Below are 26498 nucleotides of genomic sequence, written 5' to 3'. Positions count from 1 at the left end.
GTAAATTAAAACTTATGGTTTGAACAATTACGTATCAATGTAAAACAAAATTATGGACACACAAAGTTGAGCTTTAGAAGGTGTTTAAAAGCTATTGCAATAACAATATTTAATTCAAGGTGTGGAATCAGTTATCAAAAAGATAACCGATGAAATAGTAAAAATAGAGAGAAAACTAAGATAATAAATAATATTTTTGACAAGTAGTAGGTAGGAATTGCAAGATATGACAATGCGACTCCGTTAAATTAAGAATTCGTTGAAATCCTTGTGCCATCAAAAGATGAATACCTTGAAAGCACTGAAATATCCATCTTAATGTGGGAGATTCTGTAGGTTTATTCAGTTGGTTTTTAACTGTGGCTTTTTGTGCCTTCAATGACATTCTTAATTGTCTTTGTCCTAAATTATAAACCAAAAGACATAATGCCATTAACATCATCATTGTCTCTACTCTTTGGGGATTTTTCACAAACAGACTATCCGCGAAAAATAACGGGTCTTTGATAAATCTAAATCCTCTTTCTGTAGATTGTTGTTCTTTATATATTTTGAGGATTTCTTCTGACTCTAACTCCTGAGCATCCAAAATATTGGTGGCTAAAATAAATCTGCCACAAGAGTTTTGCTGTTGTGTAATTAACTCCTGATTTTCTCTTAATTTACATTTCACTCTATAAACTGCTGTTTTCCCTTGATTTAATGTCTCGGTAATTCGATAGTCTGATATTTGATGATATTTTAATTTAGCTGTTATTTCTTTGATTTTCAACTCGGCTAAAGATTTATCAGCAAATTCTTCCTGTTCTAATTTATCTACTTGTTTGTTAGCTTTTAATAACTCTTCTTGGATTTTTTTGTCTAGTTTATTTAAGTCTGCTTTTTTTCTCTCTACGCTTTCTACTAATAACCATCTTTGCTCTATTCCTCCATAAGATACTTTCTCTTCGATATAGCTATAACCTTTGATTTTACAGGCTTTCATTTCATTATTTATGGAGGCTTTCACTAAATTTTTTGCTTTTTTAATGGATAATGGTACTCGACTTATCCATTTCATGTTTGACATTAATTTTAAATTACTTTCGCTATATAATGCACTGTCAGCCACCATGATACTTTCAAAATCTATTTGTTTAGAATATTCTACTAAGATATGAGCAAATACTGCTTTATCTGATTCGTTTCCTGATGCCCCTCTAAAAAATAATGGTATATCCCCATCACTACTTACTATTAAATCTAATATACATTGTTTTAGGTCTGGGCGATGGTCACGAGAATATCCTTGTGTAATCATTATTGGATGTTCTCGATTTATTCCTAGTTCTTTCTCTAGATTATTTACGCAATTCTTATATTCCCCGTGTAAATGTAATGAGCTTGAGTCTAAATGGGAATATTTTGTGTCTATTCCATATTTCTTTACTACTTCTAAGGCAATGATTAAGAATAGTTTAGTTAATCCATATTTATAGAGTTTATCCATGACTCTACCTATTTTATCGTCGTTTAAATCTTCTGCTTTTATTCCTGTTCCTATTAGATGTTCTACGGCTTTGTCTTTAAAGAAATCTGGGAACAAATATAGTGGTCTTGATACAAAGCCTAGTCCATTGAGAATGATTGCTTTGACTACTTCTCCTGTGTTTACTTTCTCTCTGATATCTATTGAAAATATCTCGTTGATTTTTTCTACTATTCCTATTTCATCTATTATTCCTGCGATTATTCCTAAGTGATCTATGTTTTTACTCTCAATTTCTTCTGTTTGGTAATTCATATTATGAAGGCATTTTTAGGTACTTCAGTCTCATTCTCTCATTTTTTCCTGAATTTATTCTCAATGCCTTATGAGTTTCTCTTTAGTAGTCAAATGGGAATTAAAGTCTATATTTTTACTTTCTTGATTGCGTATTTATATTTAACACTCTATGCTGCTTATGATACTTGTATATGTACTACATTTTGAAGTGCGGAATGTGGGTTAAAGATTTTTCAGATTTTAAGGGCGGCTACAGGTGTTGACTTTACCCATTACAAGCAGAATACCCTGAAGCGACGGATTCAGCGACGGATGATGTTATATAGATTGGATAATTTAGAAGATTACGTTCATTATATTCAGGATAAACCGGCAGAAATTACCGCCTTATATTACGATGTTTTAATTACTGTCACCTGTTTTTTTCGGGATGCAGAAGCCTTTGAAGCTTTAAAAACTACAATATTTCCAATTATTATTAATAAGCGCAAACCAGATGATCCTATTCGGATTTGGGTTGCTGGATGTTCAACAGGTGAAGAAGCCTATTCTATTGCGATTTGCTTACTAGAATTTTTAACAAACAAGGGAATTAATATCCCTATTCAAATTTTTGCGACAGATATTAATGAAGTAGCCATAGAAAAAGCCAGAGCCGGCATTTATAAACCTAACCAGGTAGGGAATATTTCCCCAGAAAGATTACAACGTTTTTTTGTGCAGGTAGAGGGTGGCTATCAAATTAATAAAGCAGTGAGAGAACTGTGTGTTTTTGCCAGACAAAACTTGATTAATGATCCGCCATTTTCCCGACTGGATTTAATCACTTGTAGGAATGTGCTGATTTACTTGGGTGCTGCTGTTCAGAAAAAAGTCGTGCCAATTTTCCATTATGGTCTTAAACCTACAGGTTTTTTGATGTTAGGTACGTCTGAAACAGTGGGGGAATTTACTGATTTATTTACTGTGGTAGATAAAAAGTACAAGATTTATGCTCGTAAAATGGCAGCTACCCGATTAGCTATTGATTTAATGGCTCGTAACTATCCAGTAGAAACTGCTAAATTACAAATGATAGAAAATGAAGGTATTGGAAATGATGTGGAAATCCAAAAAGAGGCTGATAGGATTGTGTTAAATCAATTCGCACCCGTGGGTGTAATTATCAACGATGATTTTGAGATTTTGCAATTTCGAGGACAGACAAGTCTCTATTTACAACCAGCACCCGGTAAACCCAGTTTTAATTTACTAAAAATGGCCAGGGAAGAATTGCGGCTAGATTTACGTAGCAGTATTCATCAGGCTAAAAAGCAAAAAATACCAGTCACACAAGAAGGGATACAAATTAAAGCAGAAAATCAAGTTAGACAGGTAAAAATTAATGTTGTTCCCTTTGAATCTGCTGGATCAGAAGAAGAATTTTTTTTAATTTTATTTGAGGATACACCCACTCCAGTTAGTTCTGTATCGCCAATAATTAGTAATATTAAATCTAAGACGGAGCAAGCAAGCAGTTATGAGCAGGAACTTTCTATTCTGCAACAGGAATTAAAATCTACTAAAGATTATTTGCAATCAATTATTGAGGAACAACAAGCCAGTAATCAAGATTTGCGAGCCGCTAATGAGGAAATTCTCTCTAGTAATGAAGAGTTGCAAAGTACCAATGAAGAATTAGAAACAGCTAAGGAAGAAATTCAGGCGACTAATGAAGAATTGAATACTATTAATGATGAATTGCAACGGCGCAATATTGAATCAAATCAGGTGAGTAATGATTTACAAAATCTGCTCAGTAGTATTCAGATTGCCATTCTCATGTTAGGTGGTGATTTACAGATTCGCCGCTTTACTCCCGCAGCCGGAGCAGTATTTAACTTAATTCCTTCAGATGTGGGACGACCATTAAGTGATATTAAACATAAATTAAATATTTCTGATTTAGAAGCACAAATTTTAGATGTGATTAGTACCCTGAATTTGAAAACTTTGGAAGTGCAGGATCAAGATGGTCGTTGGTATGATTTACGCATTAGACCCTATCGGACAATAGATAATAAAATTGATGGTGCTGTAGTAATTTTGTTAGATATTGATGCTATCAAACGTACTGCCGAAAAGCTGAGAGCTTCCCGTGATTATGCAGAAGCAATAGTAGATACTGTACGCCAATCTTTAGTGGTTTTGGATATAGATTTACGGGTAATTAGTGGCAATCAATTTTTCTATGATACATTCCAGGTAGTACGAGAAGAAACAGAAAATCGCCTGATTTATGAAATTGGTAATGGCCAGTGGAATATTCCCCAGTTGCGATCGCTCTTAGAACATATTCTTCCCGAACAAACCCATTTTGAAAATGTGGAAGTTGAGCATACTTTTGAGCAAATTGGCCACAAAATCATGCGTCTCAATGCTCGAAAAATGCCGCAAATAGATAATAAATCACTGATTTTGTTAGCAATTGAAGATATTACCCAACAGAAATATTTAGAGGCAGAACGGATTAAACTTCTAGAACAAGAACATTCAGCCAGAACAGCAGCAGAAACAGCCAACCGGGCAAAGGATGAGTTTTTATCTATTCTCTCCCATGAGTTAAGAAATCCCCTTAATTCTCTATTGGGGTGGACGCAGTTACTACGAAAACATCAGCTTGATGAAAGTAAAACCGATCAGGCATTAGAAGCTATTGAACGCGCTGCCCACGCTCAAAACCTGCTAATTGGCGATTTATTAGATATTTCTCGGATTAGTTCTGGTAGACTGCATCTGAATACCCAACCTGTTCAACTTGTACCTGTCATTTCCGCAGCTATAGAAGTTGTACGTTTTTCCGCAGAAGAGAAAAACATTCAAATTCAATCGCAACTAGATCCTACACCGAGAACCTTGATCGGAGATCCGAATCGCTTACAGCAGGTAATCTGGAATTTACTGTCTAATTCCATTAAATTTACCTCTGATGGTGGAATCATTGATGTTACTCTCAATTACACTGATGATCAAGCGGAAATTCAAGTTAAAGATACTGGTTTAGGTATCAGTGCTGATTTTCTCCCTTATGTGTTTGACCGATTTCGTCAAGCTGATAGCACTACACGCAAATCAAATGCTGGCTTAGGACTGGGACTAGCAATAGTGCGCCATTTGGTAGAACTCCACGGTGGTACTGTAGAAGCAGCGAGTCCAGGTAAGGATCAAGGTGCTACTTTTACCGTCAGGCTACCTCTGCACACTAACCAGGAAGAGAGTGATATAGCAGTTACTCAAGAACCAACCCCCCCCGCTGCACCTGCTGTCTCTGTTTCTTACCCATCTTTAGCGGGTGTGCGGGTGCTGATAGTTGATGATGAACCAGACCTGCGTCAATTATTTAAAATCGTGCTAGAAGATTACGATGTTCAAGTAACAGAGGCTACATCTGCACGAGAGGCACTATCAATACTCAAGAATAATCCTGGTGGGTATGATGTCATCCTCTCTGATATTGGTTTACCGGAAGAAGATGGTTATGCACTGATGCGTCAAATTAGGGCTTTGAGTGCCGAACAGGGAGGGAAAATTCCTGCTGCGGCACTCACTGGTTATACAGGAGAAGTAGAACAGGCAGAGTCTTTAGCCGCAGGTTTTCAATTGCATATTAATAAACCTGTTGAACCGGATCAATTGGTAAATGTAGTTGCTGTTTTGGCGAAAAGGTCAGTGATAGGTGACAGGTGACAGGTGACAGGTGACAGGTGACAGGTTACAGGTTACAGGTTACAGGTTACAGGTTACAGGTTACAGGTTACAGGTGATTGGTGACAGGTGACAGAGAAATTTAAAGCCAGGGAATAAATTCCCTGTCTAAAAGCTAAAGTCGGTTAAAACCGACTATTTTTGGTAATAGGTGACATTAAGAAATCCACCAATTACCAATTACCAATTACCCATTACCAATCAAAAGTTACAATTTCACTGTCACAGTCTTAATTTCTGTGTATTGCTGTAAACCGTATTCTCCCAGTTCTCTACCCATACCCGACTGTTTGAAACCGCCAAAGGGTGCGGCTGCATCAAAGACATCATAACAGTTTACCCATACCGTACCTGCACGGACATTGTTAGCGATCGCATGAGCTTTGGTGATATCCTGTGTCCACACCGCTGCCGCTAAACCATACATGGTATTATTTGCCCGTTGGATCACTTCTTCCACATGTTGAAATTTGATGATACTCATCACGGGTCCAAAAATCTCTTCTTGGGCAATTTTCATTTCATCGCGGACATCTGCAAATACTGTCGGGGTAATAAAATAACCTCTGTCTCCCACTCTATTACCACCATAAAGCATCTGCGCCCCTTCCCGTTTACCTGATTCAATGTAACTCATGACTCGGTTAAATTGTTCTTGGTCTACTTGGGGTCCTTGTTGGGTGTTGGGGTCAAAAGGATCGCCGACTGTACGCTCTCTAGCTATTTCTACACTTCTATTCACAAACTGATCATAAATTTTTGCTTCCACAAATAACCGAGAACCAGCAGAACAGCATTGTCCTTGATTAAAAAATATCGCTTCATGGGCAGCTTGAATAGCGGCATCTATGTTAGCATCGGCAAAAACAATGTTAGGACTTTTGCCACCTAATTCTAAAGTTACCCGTTTGAGGTTGCTTTTTGCAGCCGCTTCCATAATTAAATGGCCGACTTCAGTTGAACCGGTAAAGGCAACTTTATCAATATCATGATGATATGCGATCGCCGCCCCCGCAGTGGGTCCATAACCTGATAATATATTTACCACACCAGCAGGAAAACCCGCTTCCACAATTAACTCACCCACCCGCAACGCTGATAAAGGCGTTTGTTCCGCAGTTTTCATCACCACAGTATTACCCGTTGCTAAAGCTGGTGCTAATTTCCAAGCTTGCATCAATAACGGGAAATTCCAAGGTATAATTTGCCCAACAACTCCCACTGGTTCATGGCGAGTGTAGCAGAAATAAGGACCATTAATAGGAATTGTTTTACCCTGTACCTTATCAGCCCAACCTGCATAATAACGATAACAGGCAATAACTAACTCTATATCTCCTACAGAGTCATGTACAGGCTTACCATTATCGAGAGTTTCTAAACGTGCCAGTTCATCAATATTTTCCTCAATTAAATCTGCTAACCTGTAAAGTAAATTACCCCGTTCTGTCGCAGAAATTTTCCGCCATTCGCCATTAAAAGCCTTTCTCGCTGCTTGGACTGCTTTATCTACATCCGCTGCATCTGCTTCTGCAACTTCACAAATTACTTCACCCGTAGCGGGGTTAATGGTAGCAAATCTTTTCTTGCTGACACTTTCCACCCATTCATTATTTATTAGCAGTTGGGTAGGTCCTATTTTCACCTGTGGTTGTGGTCTTGTTGCTGTAACCATCAGACGCTCCTGAAATTTTAAGGCTTTTTGTTAAATGCTATTAAATTGGTTCTGGGAGTTATACAATTACGGCTAAATCTTTTATATATGTTTACATTTGCGGGTGTTTTGCGCGGATGGGTGGGTGTAAAAAATTGGTGTTGTAAAAAAATGCCTGTATCTCTTGATAGGCTTGACTTTGGGGTTGTTCTGCTTTTCCAACCACCCGCGCACGTTACACAGACTGGGTTTGGGCGTTTTTTGCTCTTGACACGATTCCTGAAATGGACTATGATGGAGTCACTCGCGCAATCGAACCTTGAAAACTAAATATAGACAGGCTTTCAGGATGCCGCTATTGCAATTTCCAATACTCCCTATTAGGGATTGAAACCACAGGTACTAATTTCTGGCACTGCTTTGTGATGATTGCAATTTCCAATACTCCCTATTAGGGATTGAAACCCAAGAGCTTGGCGAATAGCCCCATTATTAGAATCAATTGCAATTTCCAATACTCCCTATTAGGGATTGAAACCCATCTGCTCCTATCAAAAAATTTCCCTTGAGAAAATTGCAATTTCCAATACTCCCTATTAGGGATTGAAACCAGCCGATGCTTCAGCTAATTCATCCCGCGCCGATTGCAATTTCCAATACTCCCTATTAGGGATTGAAACATCCAGACAAAAATGAGCTTGTCCTAAGTTGACCATTTTATAGACGAAAATATACTTATATTGACAAAAATTGACATAAGTTAGCTCAGAAAAATGCCAACTTGATATATAATCCTCAGATATCAAGTATTGAATCAGACTATTACCGACGCGAAAACCAAGCATTGATAGTGATAGTCTGTTTCCAAAACTTAACCTGAGAAAGTCGCGTTGGGCTACAGCGTGCAAGTCTACTGAGGGATAACCGCTCCCATGCTCCCGTTGAAGTAGAAAGTAAAGTCTAGCTTTGTCTAGGTTTTATATAGCAGAATATCAGTGGGTGCAGCATGGGAATAGTCAGGGAACATCACAAAAGCTTTGACTAAAATTCCCACTCCTAAACCCATTAATGCCATACCAAATAGTAAGCCTGGGTTGTTAGAAGTTGACAACATGAACAAGCCGATAATTATACCCAGGACGAAACCGATGGTTTCTGCACCGTACAGGACGATATCTACAAAGAAATTGCCATAAAGCTTGCTTTTATTAAGGGTTTTACCTTCACCGATAACTGCCCCAATGTCAAACTCTGTGGGTAAACCTAGTTGTTCAGCGTAGGTGCTGAGGGCGCGGACTCGTTTACCTGTGAGGGGATGGGTAGAGTTGAGTTCCATCCACCAACCCCAAGGGTTAAACATATCCCATAAAAAGACACGACCGATTTTTTGCGGATCGGAAGCAATGCGGTAAGCTGTACCCGTAGAAGCTGCGGCTTTGTGGTCATAAATGCCTAAAGCGCGAGTTCCTTCTATTAACCGGCTGGGTTCTTGAGAACGTGAACCTTCTTCAACTATGCCATAGGCAATTTTCACTAAGGCGCGAGAAAGTCCGTTAGGGTTGCCGGTGGTTTCTGCTGCGAAATGGTCTGCAAAGTATTCTCTAGTACGAGAAAGATATAACAGTAGGTAAGTACCAATAATATAAAAGATGTAAGCTACTAAACTGGCTGTTTGCAAAGCATCTTTGATTTTGTTGTCTCCACCACCACGAGAGAACCTTCTAGCTGTGCTGTAAACTAAGTAGCAAATCTGCACTAAGGTAGAAGCTACGGTCATTACAGCAAAGTCCCAGTGAACTATGTGTCCTAGTTCGTGGGCGTAAACGGTGGCTATTTCATCATCATCTAAATAGGTGAAAAGTCCTTGACTGACGACTAACCGCGCACTGTTGGGTAAAGAACCATAGGTGAAAGCGGTGGGGTTTTGGTCGTCAATGATGCCCAGTCTGGGAATTGTGATATTTTTTTGTTGGCAAACTTGGCGAATTATTTTTCCTGTTTCTGGACTTTGGCTTTCAATTTCTGCTAAGTCCACCCAACGGGTATGATACAGCCAGCTTTGGCTAAGATCCATCAGCAAGGGTGACAGGAAAAATGCCGCTGTGTTGAATATTAAGGTAATGGCAATAGCGATCGCTAAACCGGTCATGGGATCGCTACTGTTGTAAATTAATACTAGGCTTAAACCTAAAACAAAAACCATGCCAAATAGTAAGGCTATGGTGACACAGGATGCTAAGGCTAAATTACCACCTACTCCCCCCATTGCTAAGGTTACACCCGTAGCTGCTGCCCTTCCAGCTTTTGCAAAACTAGGCTGGTTAGCTGATGTAAAAAATGGGCGATCTTGTTCTGCCCATTCTCGCACCTGTGGGTTATCACTATTGATTAATTTTTGCCAGATGATTTTCGCTTGTTCGATGTCGCCTATTTTTTGATAAGCTTTCATCAGCCACATTTGCGCTGTGAGATAGTCTGGAGAACTCAGTTCTAGAGAAGTTTCGGAAAATTCCTCTAGCAGATACACTGCTTCTTGATAGCGTCCCTGTTGAAAGGCATCTAAGCCTGATTGTAATGACATGATGTAATCCCGGATCAAGAGGGTGATATTTTGTAATAATTCAGGAGTCAGGAGTCAGGAGTCAGGAGACAGGAGGCAAATAATCAAATAATGATTTCTGCCTTAGGTGTTAAAAAGTTGACTACTGACTGCTGAAAGCTAAATGCTTACATGATCGTTATCTATGAATACTCAATAGATCCACGATTCGTCATCAAAATTTCGCAAAAGTTAAAGAAGAAGCCAGGAGACAGGTGACAGGTGACAGTAAATAGGTAGGGGAAGTAGGGGAAGAGTAACAAGCAACTAATGACTAATGACCAATGACTAATAACTAATATTAAGATTGTTATATTGTGAATTTATTTTTGTGATGACTACTGTAGAAGTTGTTTCTGGTTTAACTGAAATTGCCCAAAAAACTCGTTTAGCTTCTAGTAAACTGGGTGTACTTGCCACTGAGGAGAAAAATCAAGCGATTAATGCGATCGCTCTGGCTTTAGAATCTGCACAGGATGAAATATTAGCTGCTAATGTGGCTGACTGTGAAGCGGCTATGGCTGAAGGTATCGCTAAACCTCTTTATAAACGTTTACAGTTAGATGCACATAAATTAAGAGATGCGATCGCTGGTGTGCGTGATGTAGGAAAGTTAGATGATCCTGTTGGTAAGGTACAAATTCATCGAGAAATTGATAATGGTTTAATTCTCAAACGTATTACCTGTCCTTTAGGTGTGTTAGGTATTATTTTTGAAGCCCGTCCTGAAGCAGCTATTCAAATTGTTTCTTTAGCAATTAAATCAGGTAATGGTGTCATTCTCAAAGGTGGAAAAGAAGCTTTACGTTCTTGTGAAGCAATAGTTAAAGCTATTAAAAAAGGTTTATCTGGTACTGCTGTTAACCCCGATGCTGTGCAATTATTAACAACGAGATCAGAAATTTTAGAACTTTTAAAATTAGATAAATATGTAGATTTAATTATTCCCAGAGGTTCTAATTCTTTTGTGAGGTTTGTTCAAGAAAATACCCGCATTCCCGTTTTAGGTCACGCCGACGGAATTTGTCATCTTTATATAGATCAAGCGGCTGATTTTGAGAAGGCAATTAATATTACTGTAGATTCTAAAACTCAATATCCTGCGGCTTGTAATGCCATTGAAACTTTATTAATTCACAGTAGTATTGCTGGGGAATTTTTACCCCAAGTTGCTGAAGCTTTGCGAATGCAAAATGTAGAATTAAGAGGTGATGAACGCACTTTAGAAATTTTAACGAATATTGATTTAGCAACAGAAATTGATTGGGAAACAGAATACAGTGATTTAATTTTAGCCATTAAAATGGTTGATTCTTTAGAAGCAGCAATAAATCATATTAGTGAATATGGTTCTCGGCACACAGAAGCCATTGTTACAGAAGATTTAACAGCAGCAGCAACTTTTCAAGCTTTAGTTAATGCAGCGGGAGTTTATCATAATTGTTCTACTCGTTTTGCAGATGGTTTCCGTTATGGTTTTGGTGCAGAAGTGGGAATTAGTACCCAACAAATGCCACCTCGTGGACCTGTGGGTTTAGAAGGTTTGGTAACTTACAAATATCAAATGTGTGGTGATGGCCATATTGTGAAAAACTACACTGGTGCGAATGCGAAATCCTTTACTCATCGAGATTTGGAATAAAATTAAAGAAAATAAAGTTAAAGAAAATAGCGATGATAAATATCTGGTAAACAAACAAATTCCAACTATATGGATTGATAACAAATCAAAGTTTTGTTTGTTGTTCCGTGATTTATCCTCGCTATCAGGTGTTATGATCAAAAACACCTACTTTACCTGAATAATTATACCTTGGTTTACGATAATAGTTGCAAGTACCTCGCCGAAAAGTATCCTGGTGAATTTGCTAGATGGTTACTATCATCAGAAACTTCAGATATCCAGGTACTGAAAACAGAACTGAATCTCGATCCTATTCGTGCTGATTCTGTTACATTTTTACAAATTTCTCAGGAAATTCTGCATTTAGAATTTCAAACTACACCTAAATCCAAACCACCACTAGATTTTAGGATGTTGGATTATTACACCAGATTAAAACGTCAATACTGGTGTCCAATTGAGCAAGTAATTATTTTTCTACAACTTAGCGATTCTGAAATTGTCTTTACTACAGAGTATGTAGACACAAGAACCAGACACGAGTATCGAGTGATTCGGTTGTGGGAAGAAGATCCCGCACCATTGTTAGCAAATCCTGGTCTTTTACCATTAGCGACATTAGCAAAAACCGATTCACCAAATACTTTGTTAAAGCAAGTCGCGGATCAGTTAGATATGATTGAAGAAAACCAGGAAAGAGTCAATATCTCAACCTGTGTACAGCTTCTAGCGGGTTTGCGGTTTGAAAAAGATGTAATTCGACAATTATTTCGAGAGGAAATTATGCAAGAATCTGTGATTTATCAAGATATTCTGCAAAAAGGAAAGTTGGAAGGAAAGCTGGAAGGTATTAACATTGGTAAACAGGAAGGAAAACTTGAAGGTAAACAGGAAGGAGAGGTTTTGTTAGTTCTCCGGTTACTTTCTCGTCGCTTTGGTGCGGTTGATGCTGAGACTGAAGAGAGAATTAATCAGTTGTCTACAACTCAATTAGAAAGTTTAGCAGAAGCACTTTTAGATTTTTCTAGTCAAGCTGATGTCATTCGCTGGTTAGAAAATTTTGATAACAGTGGTTCGTAATCTCAATACCTTCGCCAAAATCAAAAATATCTTGATTTGTAGGTTGGGTTGTTCGCGTTAGCGTTGCGAAGCAATGGAACGAAACTCAACAAATACGTTGAGTTTACAGCAGTTTTCATGTATTTGTACCACATCCTTATTGTTATCTTCCTTTCTTCCTTTGCGTCTTTGCGTCTTTGCGTGAGATTAAAAAATGTGGTTCATTTACCTGCAAATCGCTGTAAGTTGGGTTTCACTTCGTTCAACTCATCGAGATTTGGAATAAAATTCAATAAGAAAATATAGCAATTACCGTTCAAGTGAGGTACAAGCAGTAATAATTAAACGCAGATGAACGCAGATAGACGCAGATGATTTTGTACTTCACCAGACTGGGAAAAGCTATAAGCTGTTACGCAGCTAAATTTTATCATCCTATATAGTTAAAACTATTCCCCATTCCCGCAGATAACTTATTCACCAAACCCTAAACCAAAGCTTTTAATAATGCTTGCAGTTTAAGCTGCACTTCCGCAAATTCCCTATCAGGATCAGAACCAGCAACGATACCTGCACCTGCATAAAGTCTAGCGCGATCGCCATCAATTAAAGCTGAACGAATACCCACAATAAACTCACAATTTCCCTTTGCATCTACCCATCCCAAAGGTGCAGCATATAAACCTCTTTCAAATTTTTCATAACGGCGAATTTCTACACAAGCAATATCTCTGGCTGCACCTGCAACCGCTGGTGTAGGATGTAATTGGGCAACGATTTTTAAAGGGTGAACGTTAGCAGGTACTACCGCAGTAATTGGTGTCCATAAATGTTGAATATTAGATAATTGTCGCAGACGTGGTGCTAAAATTTGGGGAAATAAACCGAGTTGTGATAAACGTTGGGTGATAAAATCAATTACTAGGTTATGTTCGTGTTTTTCTTTGGTACTATTAACTAGGTTGTTGGCATTAGCAGCATCTTCATTTGGTGTTTTACCTCTGGGTGCTGAACCTGCTAACGCATCAGTAATTAATTGCTGTTCTTGAATACTAATTAACCGTTCTGGACTCGCACCTATAAAGTTTTGTCCTTTGCCATTGCTGGTAGAAAAAACATAACAATTAGGATGTAAATGTCGCAGATTATTTAAAGATTTGAATAGGTTAAAGGAATTATATGATCTAACATCTAAGGTATCTGCTAAAACGATTTTTCTTAAATGATTGGATGCAATTTTTTCTAAAGCTGATAATACTGAATGTTTAAAATTTTCAGCATTATTAATCTTAGTTTTGATAAAATTTGCTGAATAATTTTCAATGTTGGGCGATGATTTTACTAAAGATTGGAGAGTCTGAATTTTGTCCTGTAATTCCCGTAATATTGTTTGAATATTAATGTCAGCATGAATTAAATGATTCACAACTAAGGTGCAAGCAGAATTTTTGACTGCTACTTGTAATTTAGGTAGAAAAATAGTAGCAGATGAAAATGGATAATCTAAATAGTGATGCTGATCAAAAAAACTGAAGCTACAAAAAAAGTGAGTACCGGCAAAAGGTTGGTTGACATTGCCAAAATTTATGACGTTTTTGAGACAATCTTTGATAAATTCTTCGGTTTCATTAAATCTGTTTTGACCACTAATGTCTAATTTGGTGATAGCATCAATGGCTACAATAGCTTCACCTTTACTTTTGTTTTCAAAGTAAAAGTTTAATGTATTTTTTTGGGCAAACTTATCTAATACAACTAAAGGATCTATGAAATCAATTGCCAGGGAAATACTCACAATTTGCTGGCTACGCTGTTCATAGCACTTTTCTTGAACTGCTAACAGTAATTGATGCAAATCTTTATATTCTATAAAGAAACTGCTGCGACATGGTGAAATTGTCATGGATGTATAAGTTAATTTTTTTTAAGTTATCTTCCTAAAGTGTAATAAGTCATGGTCGTATTTCTATAGGTAGCATATTCTGTTACCATTAACCAGCCTCAAATTTGCTGGGTTCTGGTAAAACCGAAAACACATACTCTTGGATACTGCAAAATGTCAAGTCAAGTTTTGTTAACAGGAGGTAAACCATCAATCATAAAATTAGCATTTTTTGGTAATTTACCACTGTAAAATGTCTCAGAAAACTATAAAATCTAATTGATAAGTCAATTTTTAGTAATTTAATTTATCAAGACTGATGACTACAAATCAGATATCAATACCCAAAAATAAATTATGGATGGCTGCTATCAAACCGCCAATGTACAGTGTTGCTATTATGCCTATATGGGTAGGTTCGGCGGTAGCATTTGCAGAAACTAAGATTTTTAATGGTTTAATATTTGCAGTTTTTATGACTGCGGCAATTTTAATTTTGGCTTGGGAAAATATCAGTAATGATGTTTTTGATGCAGAAACAGGTATTGATAAAAATAAACATCATTCTTTGGTGAATTTAACTGGTAATAAGCAGTTAATGTTTTGGTTAGGTAATTTGTGTTTGGGTTCGGGTTTGTTGGGGATAATGGCGATCGCCCTTTTGCAAAAAGACCCTACTGTAATTGGTATAATCTTGCTGTGCTGCGGTTTGGGCTATATGTACCAAGGACCTCCTTTTCGTCTAGGATACCAGGGTTTAGGCGAAATTCTCTGTTTTTTTGCCTTTGGACCTTTGGGAGTGACAGCAGCATATTACAGTCAAACTCAAACTTGGTCAATTACTAATTTAGCAGCTTCTGTGATTGTTGGTATTGTCACCAGTTTAGTTTTATTTTGTTCACATTTTCACCAAGTAAAGGATGATATAGCTGCTGGAAAGCGATCGCCTATTGTGCGGTTAGGTACAGAAAAAGGCGCACAAGTCTTAGTTTGGTTTACAGCTAGTATTTATCCCTTATCGTTGTTATTAGTTGTGTTAGGAATTTTCCCCATTTGGACTTTGTTAAGTTGGCTAAGTTTACCTTTTGCGTTTAAATTATGTCGTCATGTTTTAGAAAATCATCACCTCCCAGAAAAAGTTAGTAACTCTAAATTTATTGCTGTTGCTGTACATTTTTGGAGTTGCTTATTATTTGGTACAGGATTTATGCTGGGATAATTATAAGGAGTCAGTAGGGGCGACGTAGGGGCGAAGCATTCGGAAAATAACCTGTGATAAAAATTGATAATTTACCGCCCGAATGCTTCGCCCTTACAGGAAAATAACCTGTGATAAAAATTGATAATTTATCGCCCGAATGCTTCGCCCTTACAGGAAAATAAACAATGGACAATTGATAATTATTTCTTCCAGGAAAGGATATTTTTTAAACCTTGAATAAAACAATTTTCAATTGTCAATTATCCATTATCAATTGTTAAACATGAAATATCAATTTTCTTTTCGCAACATTAGTCAAAAATTCACTCGTCCTGTGATTACAAATCATGGAATTTGGGAAATACGAGAAAGTGTAATTATCAGACTTGAGGATATGACAGGTAAAGTGAGTTGGGGGGAAATTGCCCCCATTTCTTGGTTTGGTTCGGAAACTTTAGAAGAAGCTTTAGATTTTTGTCATCAACTACCAAAAGAAATTACATCAGAGATAATTTTTGAGATAATTTTTAAAATTCCCGATAAATTACCAGCTTGTCAATTTGGTTTTGAATCAGCACTAGAGAATTTACAAGAAAATCACGAATCTCTAAATTACCATCATCTGAATTTTAGCGGATTATTACCAGCAGGAAAAGCGGCTTTAAATAAATGGCAAAATTTATGGAATCAGGGTTATAAAACCTTTAAATGGAAAATAGGAGTTCATGATATAAACGCAGAATTGGAAATTTTGACTTTACTGATTTACAACTTACCAGAATCAGCAAAACTGCGGTTAGATGCTAATGGTGGACTTGATGATAATGCAGCTAAATTATGGTTAAAACAATGCGATAATTTCCCCAATAAAATTGATTTTATTGAACAACCCTTACCTGTAGATAAATTTTCAGAAATGCTGGAATTGAGTAATTATTATAATACAAAAATTGCCTTAGATGAATCTGTAGCTACATTACAACAACTGGAAAATTGTTATAAACAAGGTTGGCGGAGTATTTTTGTCATTAAACCTGGTATAGTAGGTTCACCATCAAGGTTAAGAAAATTTTGCCAACAATATCAAATTGATGTGGTATTCTCATCTGTATTTGAAACTGCCATTGGTAGACAAGCAGCACTAAAATTAGCAGCAGAATTATCTAGCAATAATCGCGCAGTAGGTTTTGGCATCAATCACTATTTTACCCAACCACAAGCAAACTGGCCTCAAAGTCTATGGAACAACCTTTAGAGTATTTAAAAAACATCAAAAATCATGATTGGTTAATTGTTGATAATAGCCAGGAATTTTATCAAATAGCTACAAAATTATATTTAGAATTAATTGAAGTATCGCAAAATACAACACCACCAAAAATAATTTTGGCTGAACGAGAAACAGTGAGATTTTTAGCCTGTTTCATTGCTGCTTGTGCTGCGAAATGTCCAGTTTTTTTATGTAACCCAGACTGGGGAAAAAATGAATGGGAACAGGTTTTTAATTTGGTACAACCAGATATAATTTGGGGAGATTGTTGTCAGTTTACTCCTAATCTAGCAATTACCAATTACCAATTACCAGTTACCAATTCTATCATGATTCCTACTGGTGGTTCATCAGGAAAAATTAAATTCGCTATTCATACATGGGAAACACTAACCGCATCTGTGCAAGGGTTTACAGAGTATTTTCAGTTAAAAACAGTAAATTCTTTTTGTGTTTTACCTCTATATCATGTCAGTGGTTTGATGCAATTTATGAGAAGTTTTACCACCGGTGGTAAATTAGTTATTACCTCATTTAAAGAAATTGCATCTCAACCAATACTAAATATTAATCCTTCAGATTTTTTTATATCTTTAGTTCCCACTCAGTTACAAAGACTGCTGGAAAATACACAACTCACAAAATGGCTATCTCAGTTTGAAACTGTACTTTTAGGAGGTGCGCCAGCATGGGATGAACTGTTAGAAAAAGCAAGATTTTATCATATTAGGTTAGCACCTACTTATGGGATGACAGAAACAGCTTCTCAAGTTGCCACTTTGAAACCTGATGAATTTTTGCAGGGTAAAGTTAACAGTGGAAAAATTCTCCCCCATGCAGAAATTACCATTGATAATTTAACGGGAAATATTAAGATTCAAGCTAAATCTTTGGCTTTAGGTTATTATCCCCAACTTTGGGAAAATAGAGATGGTTTATTAGTAGATGATATTGGTTTTGTAGATGGAGATGGATATTTACATATTATTGGACGTAGTAGTAATAAAATTATTTCTGGTGGTGAAAATATTTATCCTATAGAAGTTGAATCAGCGATTAGAAAAACAAATATAGTAATTGATGTTTGTGTAATTGGTATACCTGATAAAAACTGGGGAGAAGCATTAACAGCTATTTATATTCCTAAACACCCAAATATTTCTATTTTAGACATTGAAACTCAACTTAAAGATAAACTTAGTAAATTTAAAATTCCTAAATATTGGATTTCCCTACCAAAATTACCTCGTAATGAACAAGGGAAAATCAACCGTCAACAACTGCAACAAATAGCACTGGATTTTCTAGCTAGATCATCTCATAATTATGAATGACGAATGATGAATTATCAATTATCAACTATCAATTATCAATTATCAATTATCAATTATCAATTACATAATCTCTTCCCTTGACTTTCTTCTCTCAGCACCTTCTGCGTCTCTGCGGTTCGTTTCTAACCAAGAAATCATCTCATCTGGTAATTCTTGCTTGGTTCTACTATTCACATCAATACAAACGTGGCGAGTTATTGCTTTAGCAACTATTACATCAGTTACAGTAATTTCATAAGTAATGTTAAATTTATCAATACTTAACTTTTGTGGTATTAAACTAATCATTAATTTGTCACCGCAATAAATCGGACGCAAAAAATCTACATTTGCATGAACGATGGGAAAAGCAACAGATGGATGTGTAAAAAAAGTTTTGATATTTATGCCGGAATGTCTTAGTGATTCTTCGTAAGCTTCATGACAGATACTTAAAATATTAGCAAAATAAACGACTCCAGCAGCATCAGTATCGGCAAATCTTATAGTTCTTTGATATGTGAAAATCATCGTCTAAAAATCCTCTATATAAAACAAAAAACAAGGTAAATTACATTTTCTGTAAGCATTCAGCCGTCAGCTTTCAGCTATCAGCAAAACTCACATAAAACACAAATTACTGATAGCTGAATACTTACTAAGTTATTAACAATTTAAGGGTATATATATATCTTCAGAACTGGGGTTAAGATAAGGACGTTGCACATCAATTAAATGCTGTGCAAAGTGTTGGTTAATAATCTGTATACGTTCTTCAATGGCATTTTTCCCTTTTTCCCAAGCTTCTAACAAAGCATTAGCAACTATTTGACAACGGTTCATCCCAAAACTTTCCTGGGCGGCAAATTTTTGGTTTGGTTCTTCTGCTAAACTCAGTCCAGGTGCTAAATATTTGGTAAATAGGGGAATTTCTGGCTGGAAATAAGATTGATTTTCTTGGTAAACTGTCTGAAGAATTTTGTGAATGATGGGGTAATCTTGTCTTTCAAAATCAAGTGTACCAGCATCATACCGCCCATAAGCACCGGGGTTATAAAGAACTTCAAAACTAAAGGGAATATGGGCGTTATTGAGTTGTTGTGTGAGGGTATCCATGAGAGCGATCGCACCTGATGGACTAAAATTAAAATAAATTCGCCCTACTCCCAAATTAGTCTCTGATGTATTTTGGCGTTGTTGTCCTAAATTACTAACCGCCACATAACAGTTATTTTGTAAACGGTTTTTTGGCATCCAAATTGCTATTAAATCACCTACTTTTATAGACTTTTTACTTGATTTGAGATAGCATTCTGGTTCAACATATAATGTTAACCCATTTTTAGTTACTGCTAGAGTTTTATCTGGTTCTCGTCTTAATACTTCCCAATTAGAATCATAGTTACCTATACCATGATTATTTTGGTGTAATTGCTCATAAAAATCCCAATCAATCCCCAGATGATAATTTTGCTCTAAACTTTTCTGTTGTGAGTAATTACCATCTTCGGCATTGACTGATAAAACAGTTTGCAGCGAACCATTATAATAAATACCGTGGAGAAAATTCCGCAATAGTAAAGCCAGATATTTATGTTGTAAATCTGGTGAATTGTGTTTAAATCTATTCGCTACTGTTTCTGGCAGTGCAAAAGGTTGATAATTGGGATGTTGAATACAAAAGTTTGGGGCAATTTGAATATTGCTGGCAATATCAAATAAAGAATTGAGAATTTGATTAGTAGAGTTATCTAACATGAAGAAATTGCACCTCCAAATTTGAATATCAACTAAAATACTACCTAAAATACTACTAAAATATTACCTAAAATACTAACAACCACGTAGGCGAGTTTTTTCGTAATAAATCCGTAGTAGTTGTTTTTCTTTTTCAGGTTTAGCTTTGGTGTTTAATCCGGTTACAGATTGGAGAATTTCTGCTTCGGAACTGCCGAAAATAGTTAATACTGCTTGTTCAGGCATAATTAACAAACTTTTGGCAACTTCCAGCATACACAGGTGGGTATTATCAAAGTATTTTTCATACTCAATCATGTTTTGAATTTGATGAGTTAGTGCCAAACCTGTAAATTGAATCACTCGCAAAATAAAATCTCTACGGTAATCCAAAATCATGGGAAAAGCATGAAGATAGGCGTGGATAACTGCCAAAATTGAAGGTTGAATAACTTCTAAGGGAATGATTGCTAAATTGAGAGATTCTTCTAAATTTAAACTGGGATCTACTACTAAACTAGAAAGCCAAATTTTGACATAGCTTGCTAGTAAATTACCTAAATCAAAAGCTGGATCTCCCCAAGCGCAAGCTTCCCAATCAATTAATCTTACCAAGCAATTATCTAGATTTTGCCAACGGGAATGCACCAAAATATTGTTTAATTGTAAATCGTTGTGAGTTAAACAACAAGGTTTCCATTCATAAGCTAAATCGGCGATCGCTGATTCTAAACTTTCGTATTTTTGATAGAGAGTATGAAATTTCAGCGCCTCTGTAGGAATATTGCCAAAAATGTCTTGATTTATTGATCCTATTCCTTGCGCTGGGTTGTAATAGTGATAGCGAAACTGTCCTTGGGGAGCAGTATCCATAAAATCACGATACTCTCGTTTTTGGAAGGTAGAACGATGTAACACCGCTAATGTATTACCAATGGCGGTGGCAATTTCAATGGGGAAAATACTGTTATTTTCGTAAAATTTCCCCAGTTCCATATATTCGCTGAGGTAACTACGAACCAGGATAGAATTGTCTGCATCAAAATGGAGCAATAATGATGCGATCGCCGAAATATTCCCCAGCACTGGAAATTTATCCAGTAATTGATGAAACAGCCACTCATTAAAAAATTCATGGGGACTGCTATCAAAATTCCTGGATCGTTCTTGTTTAACCAGAAGTTTACGATTATCTGCCAGCTTCACCAGTAAATTCCGATTATTACCGCCACTTCCTGGTAAATCAGATTCATATAATGCGCCATCTTCTGAGCTACACAGACCTGCTTTTTGCAGATACTGGATAACATTTTGAGAAGACAGTGATAATATCATGTATTAATTTCCTAGTTGCTTAAATTGCTGAAAGAATTACTTAGGTAAGCCTTGATTTCCTCTGCTTAGGATTAGGTAGATAGCTACAATAGCGCAAACATTAATAAAGATTGCTACTATCTAGTAATATCCTATTTATTTCAGGAAAACCTGCCAATATGGCAAATTTACCTTTATTTTTCCTTTAATATATACTGAAGATACCATAAAATCTTTACACTATTGATAATACTAACTCTAGTATATATAGAGTTCTCTGTTTAAATCCTGTTGATAGTAATTTTTACTAACAATTTAATAATTGCTAGTTCATATCCTTTGCTCTCAAGGAGTTTTTTTATCCATACCCTCAATGTGTCATAAAAATCACGCCTTTATTTATAATATAATTGTACTAAAATCATGCTTACTAGGAACAGTATGTTTCAAATTAAACATTAGTCGCTGTTGTGTGGGCTAAAATTCGCCTCTAAAGACCAAATTTACCGACTAAATTTGATCTTTGCTGACTGCTGATAGCTGAAGGCTGAATGCTTACATTTGATTCAATATGACTACTAATGTCACGATCCCAAAAATAATCATCAATCCCCCAGGCATAAATTTCCGTGTTTTAGCCAATCTAATGGAAAAGAAAAATACTAACACACCAATAAAAAAAGCTGCTACACTTAAACCCCAGCTTTGTCCTTGAAGTTGGCAGTAAGCAGCAAAGATAATGAATAAGCCACTAATTATACCACTAATTAAGGAAACTTTGCTCTTGGCTTGGATGTAGCCAATGATTCCGCCTAATAATGCTAAAATCCCGTAGCCAAAAGCGGCAAATATACCTAAATTCATTGTTACAGCCTATGTTGATCTGGATTTTACTTTTAGATTGAGCAGACAAATACAGTTAATTGATGGATGATCAAGGAATGTCTACCGTAAATACTTCGTCTTACACCAAAGTTCAATTCTTCCAACGCCAAGCAGCGTCTCTTTTACTTTACCAATCAGTTCTTAAAGGCGAAGTAGCGATCGCATTTCTTGATCTGCTGCAAGCTATACGTTACACTGACGCAGATGGGCGCGACTGTCTCCAAGCTTACGGTAACTATTTTCAAGCTTTGGCAGCCAGCAAACAAACCTGGGAAGAATACTTAATTCAACAAATTCTCATTGCTGACAACCCCTTTACCAGATTAGCTCAACAGCAAGAATTTACTGATTTACCACCGGCGTTAGTCGCCGCCGCCCAACATGATTTACAAGCATTACAAAATTTATATGAATGTAATAGTGCTGTTTTAAGTGAGTGGGTACAATTGGTATCTCATTTGCCAGTCTCCCCAGTCGTCTGGTATCAAGAACCCGAAGCAGTAGAATTTGATACTGATTTAATTACCACTTTACAACAATTAGACACTTGGGCTGATGCTGTTGAAGACTTAGCAGCTTATTATCAACAACATGGCACTGGTTTATTTGCCCAATATCGCGCTTTTAGGTGGCAAGATGGGCAGTTTTTAGGTATACCCTATCCTGATCCAGTTAAACTAGATACATTAGTAGGTTACGATTGGCAAAAAGATGCTTTGTTAAAAAATACCCTGTTTTTATTGTCAGGACAACCAGCACTGCACGTATTACTATACGGTAGTCGCGGTTCTGGTAAGTCATCTTTAGTAAAATCTTTATTAAACGAATATAGCGACAAAAACCTGCGCTTAATCGAAGTGGCAAAATCAGAATTACAAAACTTACCAAAAATCGTTGAACATTTACGAGGAGTGCCGCAAAAATTTATTATCTTTGTCGATGATCTTTCCTTCGAGGAAGATGATGATGCTTTTAAAGCACTAAAAGTAGTTTTAGAAGGCAGCTTAACCGCTAGACCAAAAAATGTAATTGTTTATGCTACATCTAACCGTAGGCACTTAATTAGAGAGTATTTTAGTGATAGACCTACCCCCAAGGATAACGAAGAAGTTCATGCTTGGGATACAATGCAGGAAAAGCTTTCCTTTAGCGATCGCTTTGGTTTAACATTAACCTTTGAAGCCGCAGATCAAAAAACATATTTACACATTGTTCAGCATTTGGCAGCACAGGCGGGCATTAATATTAATCAAGAAGATTTAGAATTTCAAGCTTTACAATGGGCAACTCGTCATAATGGCCGTTCTGGCCGCACAGCACGGCAGTTTATTGACTTCTTAAAAGCAGATTTAGCTGTGTATGGTAATAATAAAAATAGCCTGTAATTAACTTGTAGCAGTCAGCAGTCAGCAGTCAGCTTTTGAAAACTCCTACCCTAGCAACAGCTATACTATTAAATTTTTAAATACAGCAGATTGCAGATCCATTAGGTACAGAATCTAAATTGAAACCTATACACTAAGCTAGTTTTACTCCTGACTCCTGACTCCTGCTGTAACACAACCTGATTTTCCAGAAGATGTGAAAAATAATGACATTAATAACTACAGATTCCCAGCAAGTCACTACGCTAAAAACAAGCAAAATGCAATCAGGAACAGTAAGTAATCGTTTGATTCTAGGTATATGTGCTTTTAGTGTGAGTTTTGGTTTAAGTCTTGTTCCCAACTGGGATTTTACTCAAGCCTTAGTTACTGGAATCATTACCGTACTTGCCACTTATTCAGCCGCCTTATTTGTGGATAAAAGACGCAGAAATTATGAACTGATGGTTTTAAGTTCTCTCTATAGAAAAATTAGAGAATTGGAAGGCTTAAAATATCGCATTGCCAGAGAAGTTGAACAAGTACAACAACATAAAATTCTTCTCTATACAGAATCACAGCAACTACAAAATCAAATCGCAGAATCTCGTAATCAAAGAGATAATTTACATCGAGAAATAGGTAATTTTGCAGGACAAAAGAAAAAGTTAGAACTAGAAATTAATAGCATTAAAAATGCACTAGATAACCTAGAAAACAGTACAATAGAACTGAAAAAATCCTGTTCAGAACTAACGGCAGAAAAACGTCGTTTAGAGCTAAATTGTAACGTATCCCGTTCAGAAATTAATCAACTTCAAGCCCAAATTGAAGCATTTAAGCAAGAAAAAGAAGAAATCGAAAATAACCTGATTCTCTCCAATAGACTCAAACCCCAACTAGAAGAAAAACTCTATGAACTCAGAATAGAAATTCAAGACTTAGAAAGCAAAGTCTTAACTAAAAATCAATTATTAAAAGAGACAATTAACGCCCAAGAAAATCTAGAAAATACACTGAAAGATTTACAAAATCAAAAACAAGCACAACAGGCAGAAATTAGCCAATTACAAAATCAAATTTCCTTATTACAAGATGAGCGAGACTTATTACAAAACCAAGTTTGGGAACTACTGCAAAATATAGAAACACTTAATCCAGAAACAATACCTGAAAATACCCAGGAAGATGAAATTGAATTATTTCCCTTTGATGAATTACTAGAACCTATAGAAGAAAATCTACCCTCAGAATGGAGGAATTTTTTAGAACAAATGCCAACCCATCAAATTCAGGTATTAAAAGCCATAATCGAACAAGATAATCCCCAGCCAATTCTTAAACAAATTGCCGAAGCACAAATCACAATGCCTAATTTATTAATTGATGCTATCAATGAAATTGCCAATAATACTATTGGTGAATTAATTATTGAAACAGCAGAAGACAAACCGGAAATTTACCCAGAACATCTGCTCAATGTCCAAAAAATTATAGCAATTCATGAAGGTTAGATAAATAGCCCTCATTTAAAAACTAATTTTAACCATTGATTGAATAGGAAAAATTGTACTTATATGATATAATATATTATGCTTTGAATGGAACATCAATTAATAACAAATACTAATACCAACTACATGAGCAAACAGAAAATATCAAAAAAAGTCTCCACAGCTTTAATCAATTCCCTGGGTGCTGGAGTAGTTCCCAGAACCGGACTTGAGCATATAGCTGTAGGTAGAGAAAAAGAACTAAATAGCCTCTTAAAAAATCTCAACGATATAGCAGAAGGTGTAGCTGCATTTCGGTTTATCATTGGTAACTATGGTTCAGGAAAAAGCTTCATGTTACAGATGATTCGTAACCGTGCAATGGAGCAAGGATTTGTAGTTGCTGATGTTGATTTATCCTCTGGAAGAAGACTAGCAGGAAGCAACAACGAAGGGTTAGCAACCTATCGAGAATTAATGAGTCGTTTAGCTACAAAAACCCGTCCTGATGGTGGTGCTTTAATTTCCATTTTAGAAGGATGGATTAATAAAATTCAGCAAGAAGTAGCCAAAGAAACAGGAATGCGTCCCAATGATGAGGGTTTTGATGACCAAGTAGAAAACAAAATTAGAGAAGTAATTCATTATATTGAAGACTTAGTTCATGGCTTTGATTTTGGTAGTGTCATTATTGCTTATTGGCGCAGTTATCGCTTAGATGATGAAGAATTAAAAAACGCCTCCCTACGCTGGTTAAGAGGAGAATTTAACACCAAAACTGAAGCTAGAACCGCTTTAGGAGTGCGCGTCATTATTGATGATGAAACTTGGTATGATTATATTAAATTATTAGCTAAATTCGTTGCAGAAATCGGCTATAAAGGACTGTTAATTTTAATAGATGAAGCCGTAAATTTATATCAAATATCCACTACAGTTACCCGTGAAAAAAACTATAATCGGCTATTGGGAATGTTTAACGATACTATGCAATGTAAAGCCGAAAATCTGGGGATTTTCATAGGTGGAACTACGAAATTTTTAGAAGATCCAAACAGAGGATTATTTGCTGATCAAGCATGGCGCAGACGCACAAAAGAAAGCCGATTTGTTACCCAATCTAATGTACAAGAATATTTAGGTTCGGTGATTCGTCTGCATCCATTAACGGAAACAGAGATACTTACACTTTTGCAAAGATTAACAGAAATTCATGCCCTAAATTTTGGTTATGAACCAAGATTAAAAGATAGAGATTTAAAAGAATTTGTCCAAGAAATTATGACTCGCTTAGGTGCAGAAGCTTTATTAACACCAGGGGAAATTATTAGAGATTTTATCAGTGTGTTAAACGTTCTTTATCAAAACCCAGAAATCAAGTTTTCTGAATTAATTCACGGTGATAATTTTCAACCCACAATTCTGGGTGAAGATGCTAATTTAGATGATAATGTAGCCGAATTTAGTTTATAACTGAGTAAGCATTCAGAGGTTGTTTGAAAAGTATTAGATGAAACCGATAATCTCTAGAAACCTAACCCCCCTTCCCCCCTTCCCTACAAGGGAATGGGGGTTTCAAAGCCTCTCCCCGATG

At 36.3% G+C, this 26498-nt stretch carries 16 protein-coding genes, 1 pseudogene and 1 CRISPR repeat array; of the genes and pseudogenes, 9 read left to right on the top strand and 8 right to left on the bottom strand.

Annotated features, from left to right (window positions below):
• Positions 1–175: 175 nt before the first annotated feature.
• Complete coding sequence (locus K2F26_RS19775) at positions 176–1783, bottom strand: IS1634 family transposase (RefSeq protein ID WP_220608157.1); 1608 nt, start codon at positions 1781–1783, stop codon at positions 176–178.
• A 210-nt stretch (positions 1784–1993) separates the two neighbouring features.
• Here K2F26_RS19775 and K2F26_RS19770 point away from each other — a divergent pair.
• Positions 1994–5491 (top strand): annotated as a pseudogene (locus tag K2F26_RS19770) (CheR family methyltransferase); the annotation flags it as partial.
• Positions 5492–5717: 226 nt separating this feature from the next.
• Here K2F26_RS19770 and K2F26_RS19765 read toward each other — a convergent pair.
• Positions 5718–7184 (bottom strand): aldehyde dehydrogenase family protein, encoded by a 1467-nt coding sequence (locus tag K2F26_RS19765; RefSeq protein WP_220609162.1) that lies wholly within the window; start codon positions 7182–7184, stop codon positions 5718–5720.
• A 336-nt stretch (positions 7185–7520) separates the two neighbouring features.
• Positions 7521–7843: direct repeats of the CRISPR family, unit length 37 nt; unit sequence ATTGCAATTTCCAATACTCCCTATTAGGGATTGAAAC.
• 290 nt (positions 7844–8133) lie between these two features.
• Entirely contained in the window at positions 8134–9744 is a 1611-nt protein-coding gene (locus tag K2F26_RS19760; protein ID WP_246605424.1) for a zinc metalloprotease HtpX, read from the bottom strand.
• A gap of 352 nt (positions 9745–10096) precedes the next feature.
• Between K2F26_RS19760 and K2F26_RS19755 the strand changes: the two genes are divergently transcribed.
• Both K2F26_RS19755 and K2F26_RS19750 read left to right on the top strand, forming a co-directional pair.
• On the top strand, positions 10097–11404 hold the full coding sequence (locus tag K2F26_RS19755; RefSeq protein ID WP_220609161.1) for a glutamate-5-semialdehyde dehydrogenase: 1308 nt from the start codon (positions 10097–10099) through the stop codon (positions 11402–11404).
• A 171-nt stretch (positions 11405–11575) separates the two neighbouring features.
• Positions 11576–12466: a DUF4351 domain-containing protein gene (locus tag K2F26_RS19750; protein ID WP_220609160.1), complete on the top strand. Its 891-nt coding sequence runs from the start codon at positions 11576–11578 to the stop codon at positions 12464–12466.
• A 466-nt stretch (positions 12467–12932) separates the two neighbouring features.
• Here the strand turns inward: K2F26_RS19750 and K2F26_RS19745 are convergent, their stop codons facing one another.
• Positions 12933–14348 (bottom strand): isochorismate synthase, encoded by a 1416-nt coding sequence (locus tag K2F26_RS19745; RefSeq protein WP_220609159.1) that lies wholly within the window; start codon positions 14346–14348, stop codon positions 12933–12935.
• Positions 14349–14646: 298 nt separating this feature from the next.
• On the opposite strand from K2F26_RS19745, the gene menA reads away from it, so the two are divergent.
• From menA to K2F26_RS19730, 3 genes are all read left to right on the top strand, one after another.
• Entirely contained in the window at positions 14647–15546 is a 900-nt protein-coding gene (gene menA, locus K2F26_RS19740) for a 2-carboxy-1,4-naphthoquinone phytyltransferase (protein ID WP_220609158.1), read from the top strand.
• A 265-nt stretch (positions 15547–15811) separates the two neighbouring features.
• Positions 15812–16783: an o-succinylbenzoate synthase gene (locus tag K2F26_RS19735; protein WP_220609157.1), complete on the top strand. Its 972-nt coding sequence runs from the start codon at positions 15812–15814 to the stop codon at positions 16781–16783.
• Entirely contained in the window at positions 16768–18132 is a 1365-nt protein-coding gene (locus K2F26_RS19730) for a 2-succinylbenzoate--CoA ligase (RefSeq protein ID WP_220609156.1), read from the top strand. The genes K2F26_RS19735 and K2F26_RS19730 overlap by 16 nt, the downstream gene beginning before the upstream one ends.
• Before the next feature lie 60 nt (positions 18133–18192).
• Here the strand turns inward: K2F26_RS19730 and K2F26_RS19725 are convergent, their stop codons facing one another.
• The 4 genes from K2F26_RS19725 to K2F26_RS19710 all read right to left on the bottom strand — a co-directional run bounded on the left by K2F26_RS19725 (position 18193) and on the right by K2F26_RS19710 (position 22026).
• Complete coding sequence (locus K2F26_RS19725) at positions 18193–18642, bottom strand: acyl-CoA thioesterase (protein WP_194051070.1); 450 nt, start codon at positions 18640–18642, stop codon at positions 18193–18195.
• 135 nt (positions 18643–18777) lie between these two features.
• Positions 18778–19869 carry a T3SS effector HopA1 family protein gene (locus tag K2F26_RS19720; protein ID WP_220609155.1) on the bottom strand — a complete coding sequence of 364 codons (1092 nt, stop codon included), beginning with the start codon at positions 19867–19869 and terminating at the stop codon, positions 18778–18780.
• Between the two features lie 75 nt (positions 19870–19944).
• Entirely contained in the window at positions 19945–21183 is a 1239-nt protein-coding gene (locus K2F26_RS19715; protein WP_220609154.1) for an aminoglycoside phosphotransferase family protein, read from the bottom strand.
• A 534-nt stretch (positions 21184–21717) separates the two neighbouring features.
• On the bottom strand, positions 21718–22026 hold the full coding sequence (locus K2F26_RS19710; protein ID WP_220609153.1) for a TMEM14 family protein: 309 nt from the start codon (positions 22024–22026) through the stop codon (positions 21718–21720).
• A 77-nt stretch (positions 22027–22103) separates the two neighbouring features.
• On the opposite strand from K2F26_RS19710, the gene K2F26_RS19705 reads away from it, so the two are divergent.
• The 3 genes from K2F26_RS19705 (at position 22104) to K2F26_RS19695 (ending at position 26377) form a co-directional block, all read left to right on the top strand.
• Positions 22104–23432: an ATP-binding protein gene (locus K2F26_RS19705; protein ID WP_220609152.1), complete on the top strand. Its 1329-nt coding sequence runs from the start codon at positions 22104–22106 to the stop codon at positions 23430–23432.
• A gap of 206 nt (positions 23433–23638) precedes the next feature.
• Entirely contained in the window at positions 23639–24925 is a 1287-nt protein-coding gene (locus K2F26_RS19700; RefSeq protein WP_246605423.1) for a tellurite resistance TerB C-terminal domain-containing protein, read from the top strand.
• Positions 24926–25051: 126 nt separating this feature from the next.
• Positions 25052–26377, top strand: a complete 1326-nt coding sequence (locus K2F26_RS19695) for an ATP-binding protein (protein WP_220609151.1) — start codon at positions 25052–25054, stop codon at positions 26375–26377.
• The last annotated feature ends 121 nt before the right edge of the window (positions 26378–26498 follow it).

It is taken from the genome of Sphaerospermopsis torques-reginae ITEP-024, from assembly GCF_019598945.1.
Taxonomy (GTDB): Bacteria; Cyanobacteriota; Cyanobacteriia; order Cyanobacteriales; family Nostocaceae; genus Sphaerospermopsis.
This window is presented reverse-complemented; position numbering and strand designations above follow the sequence as displayed.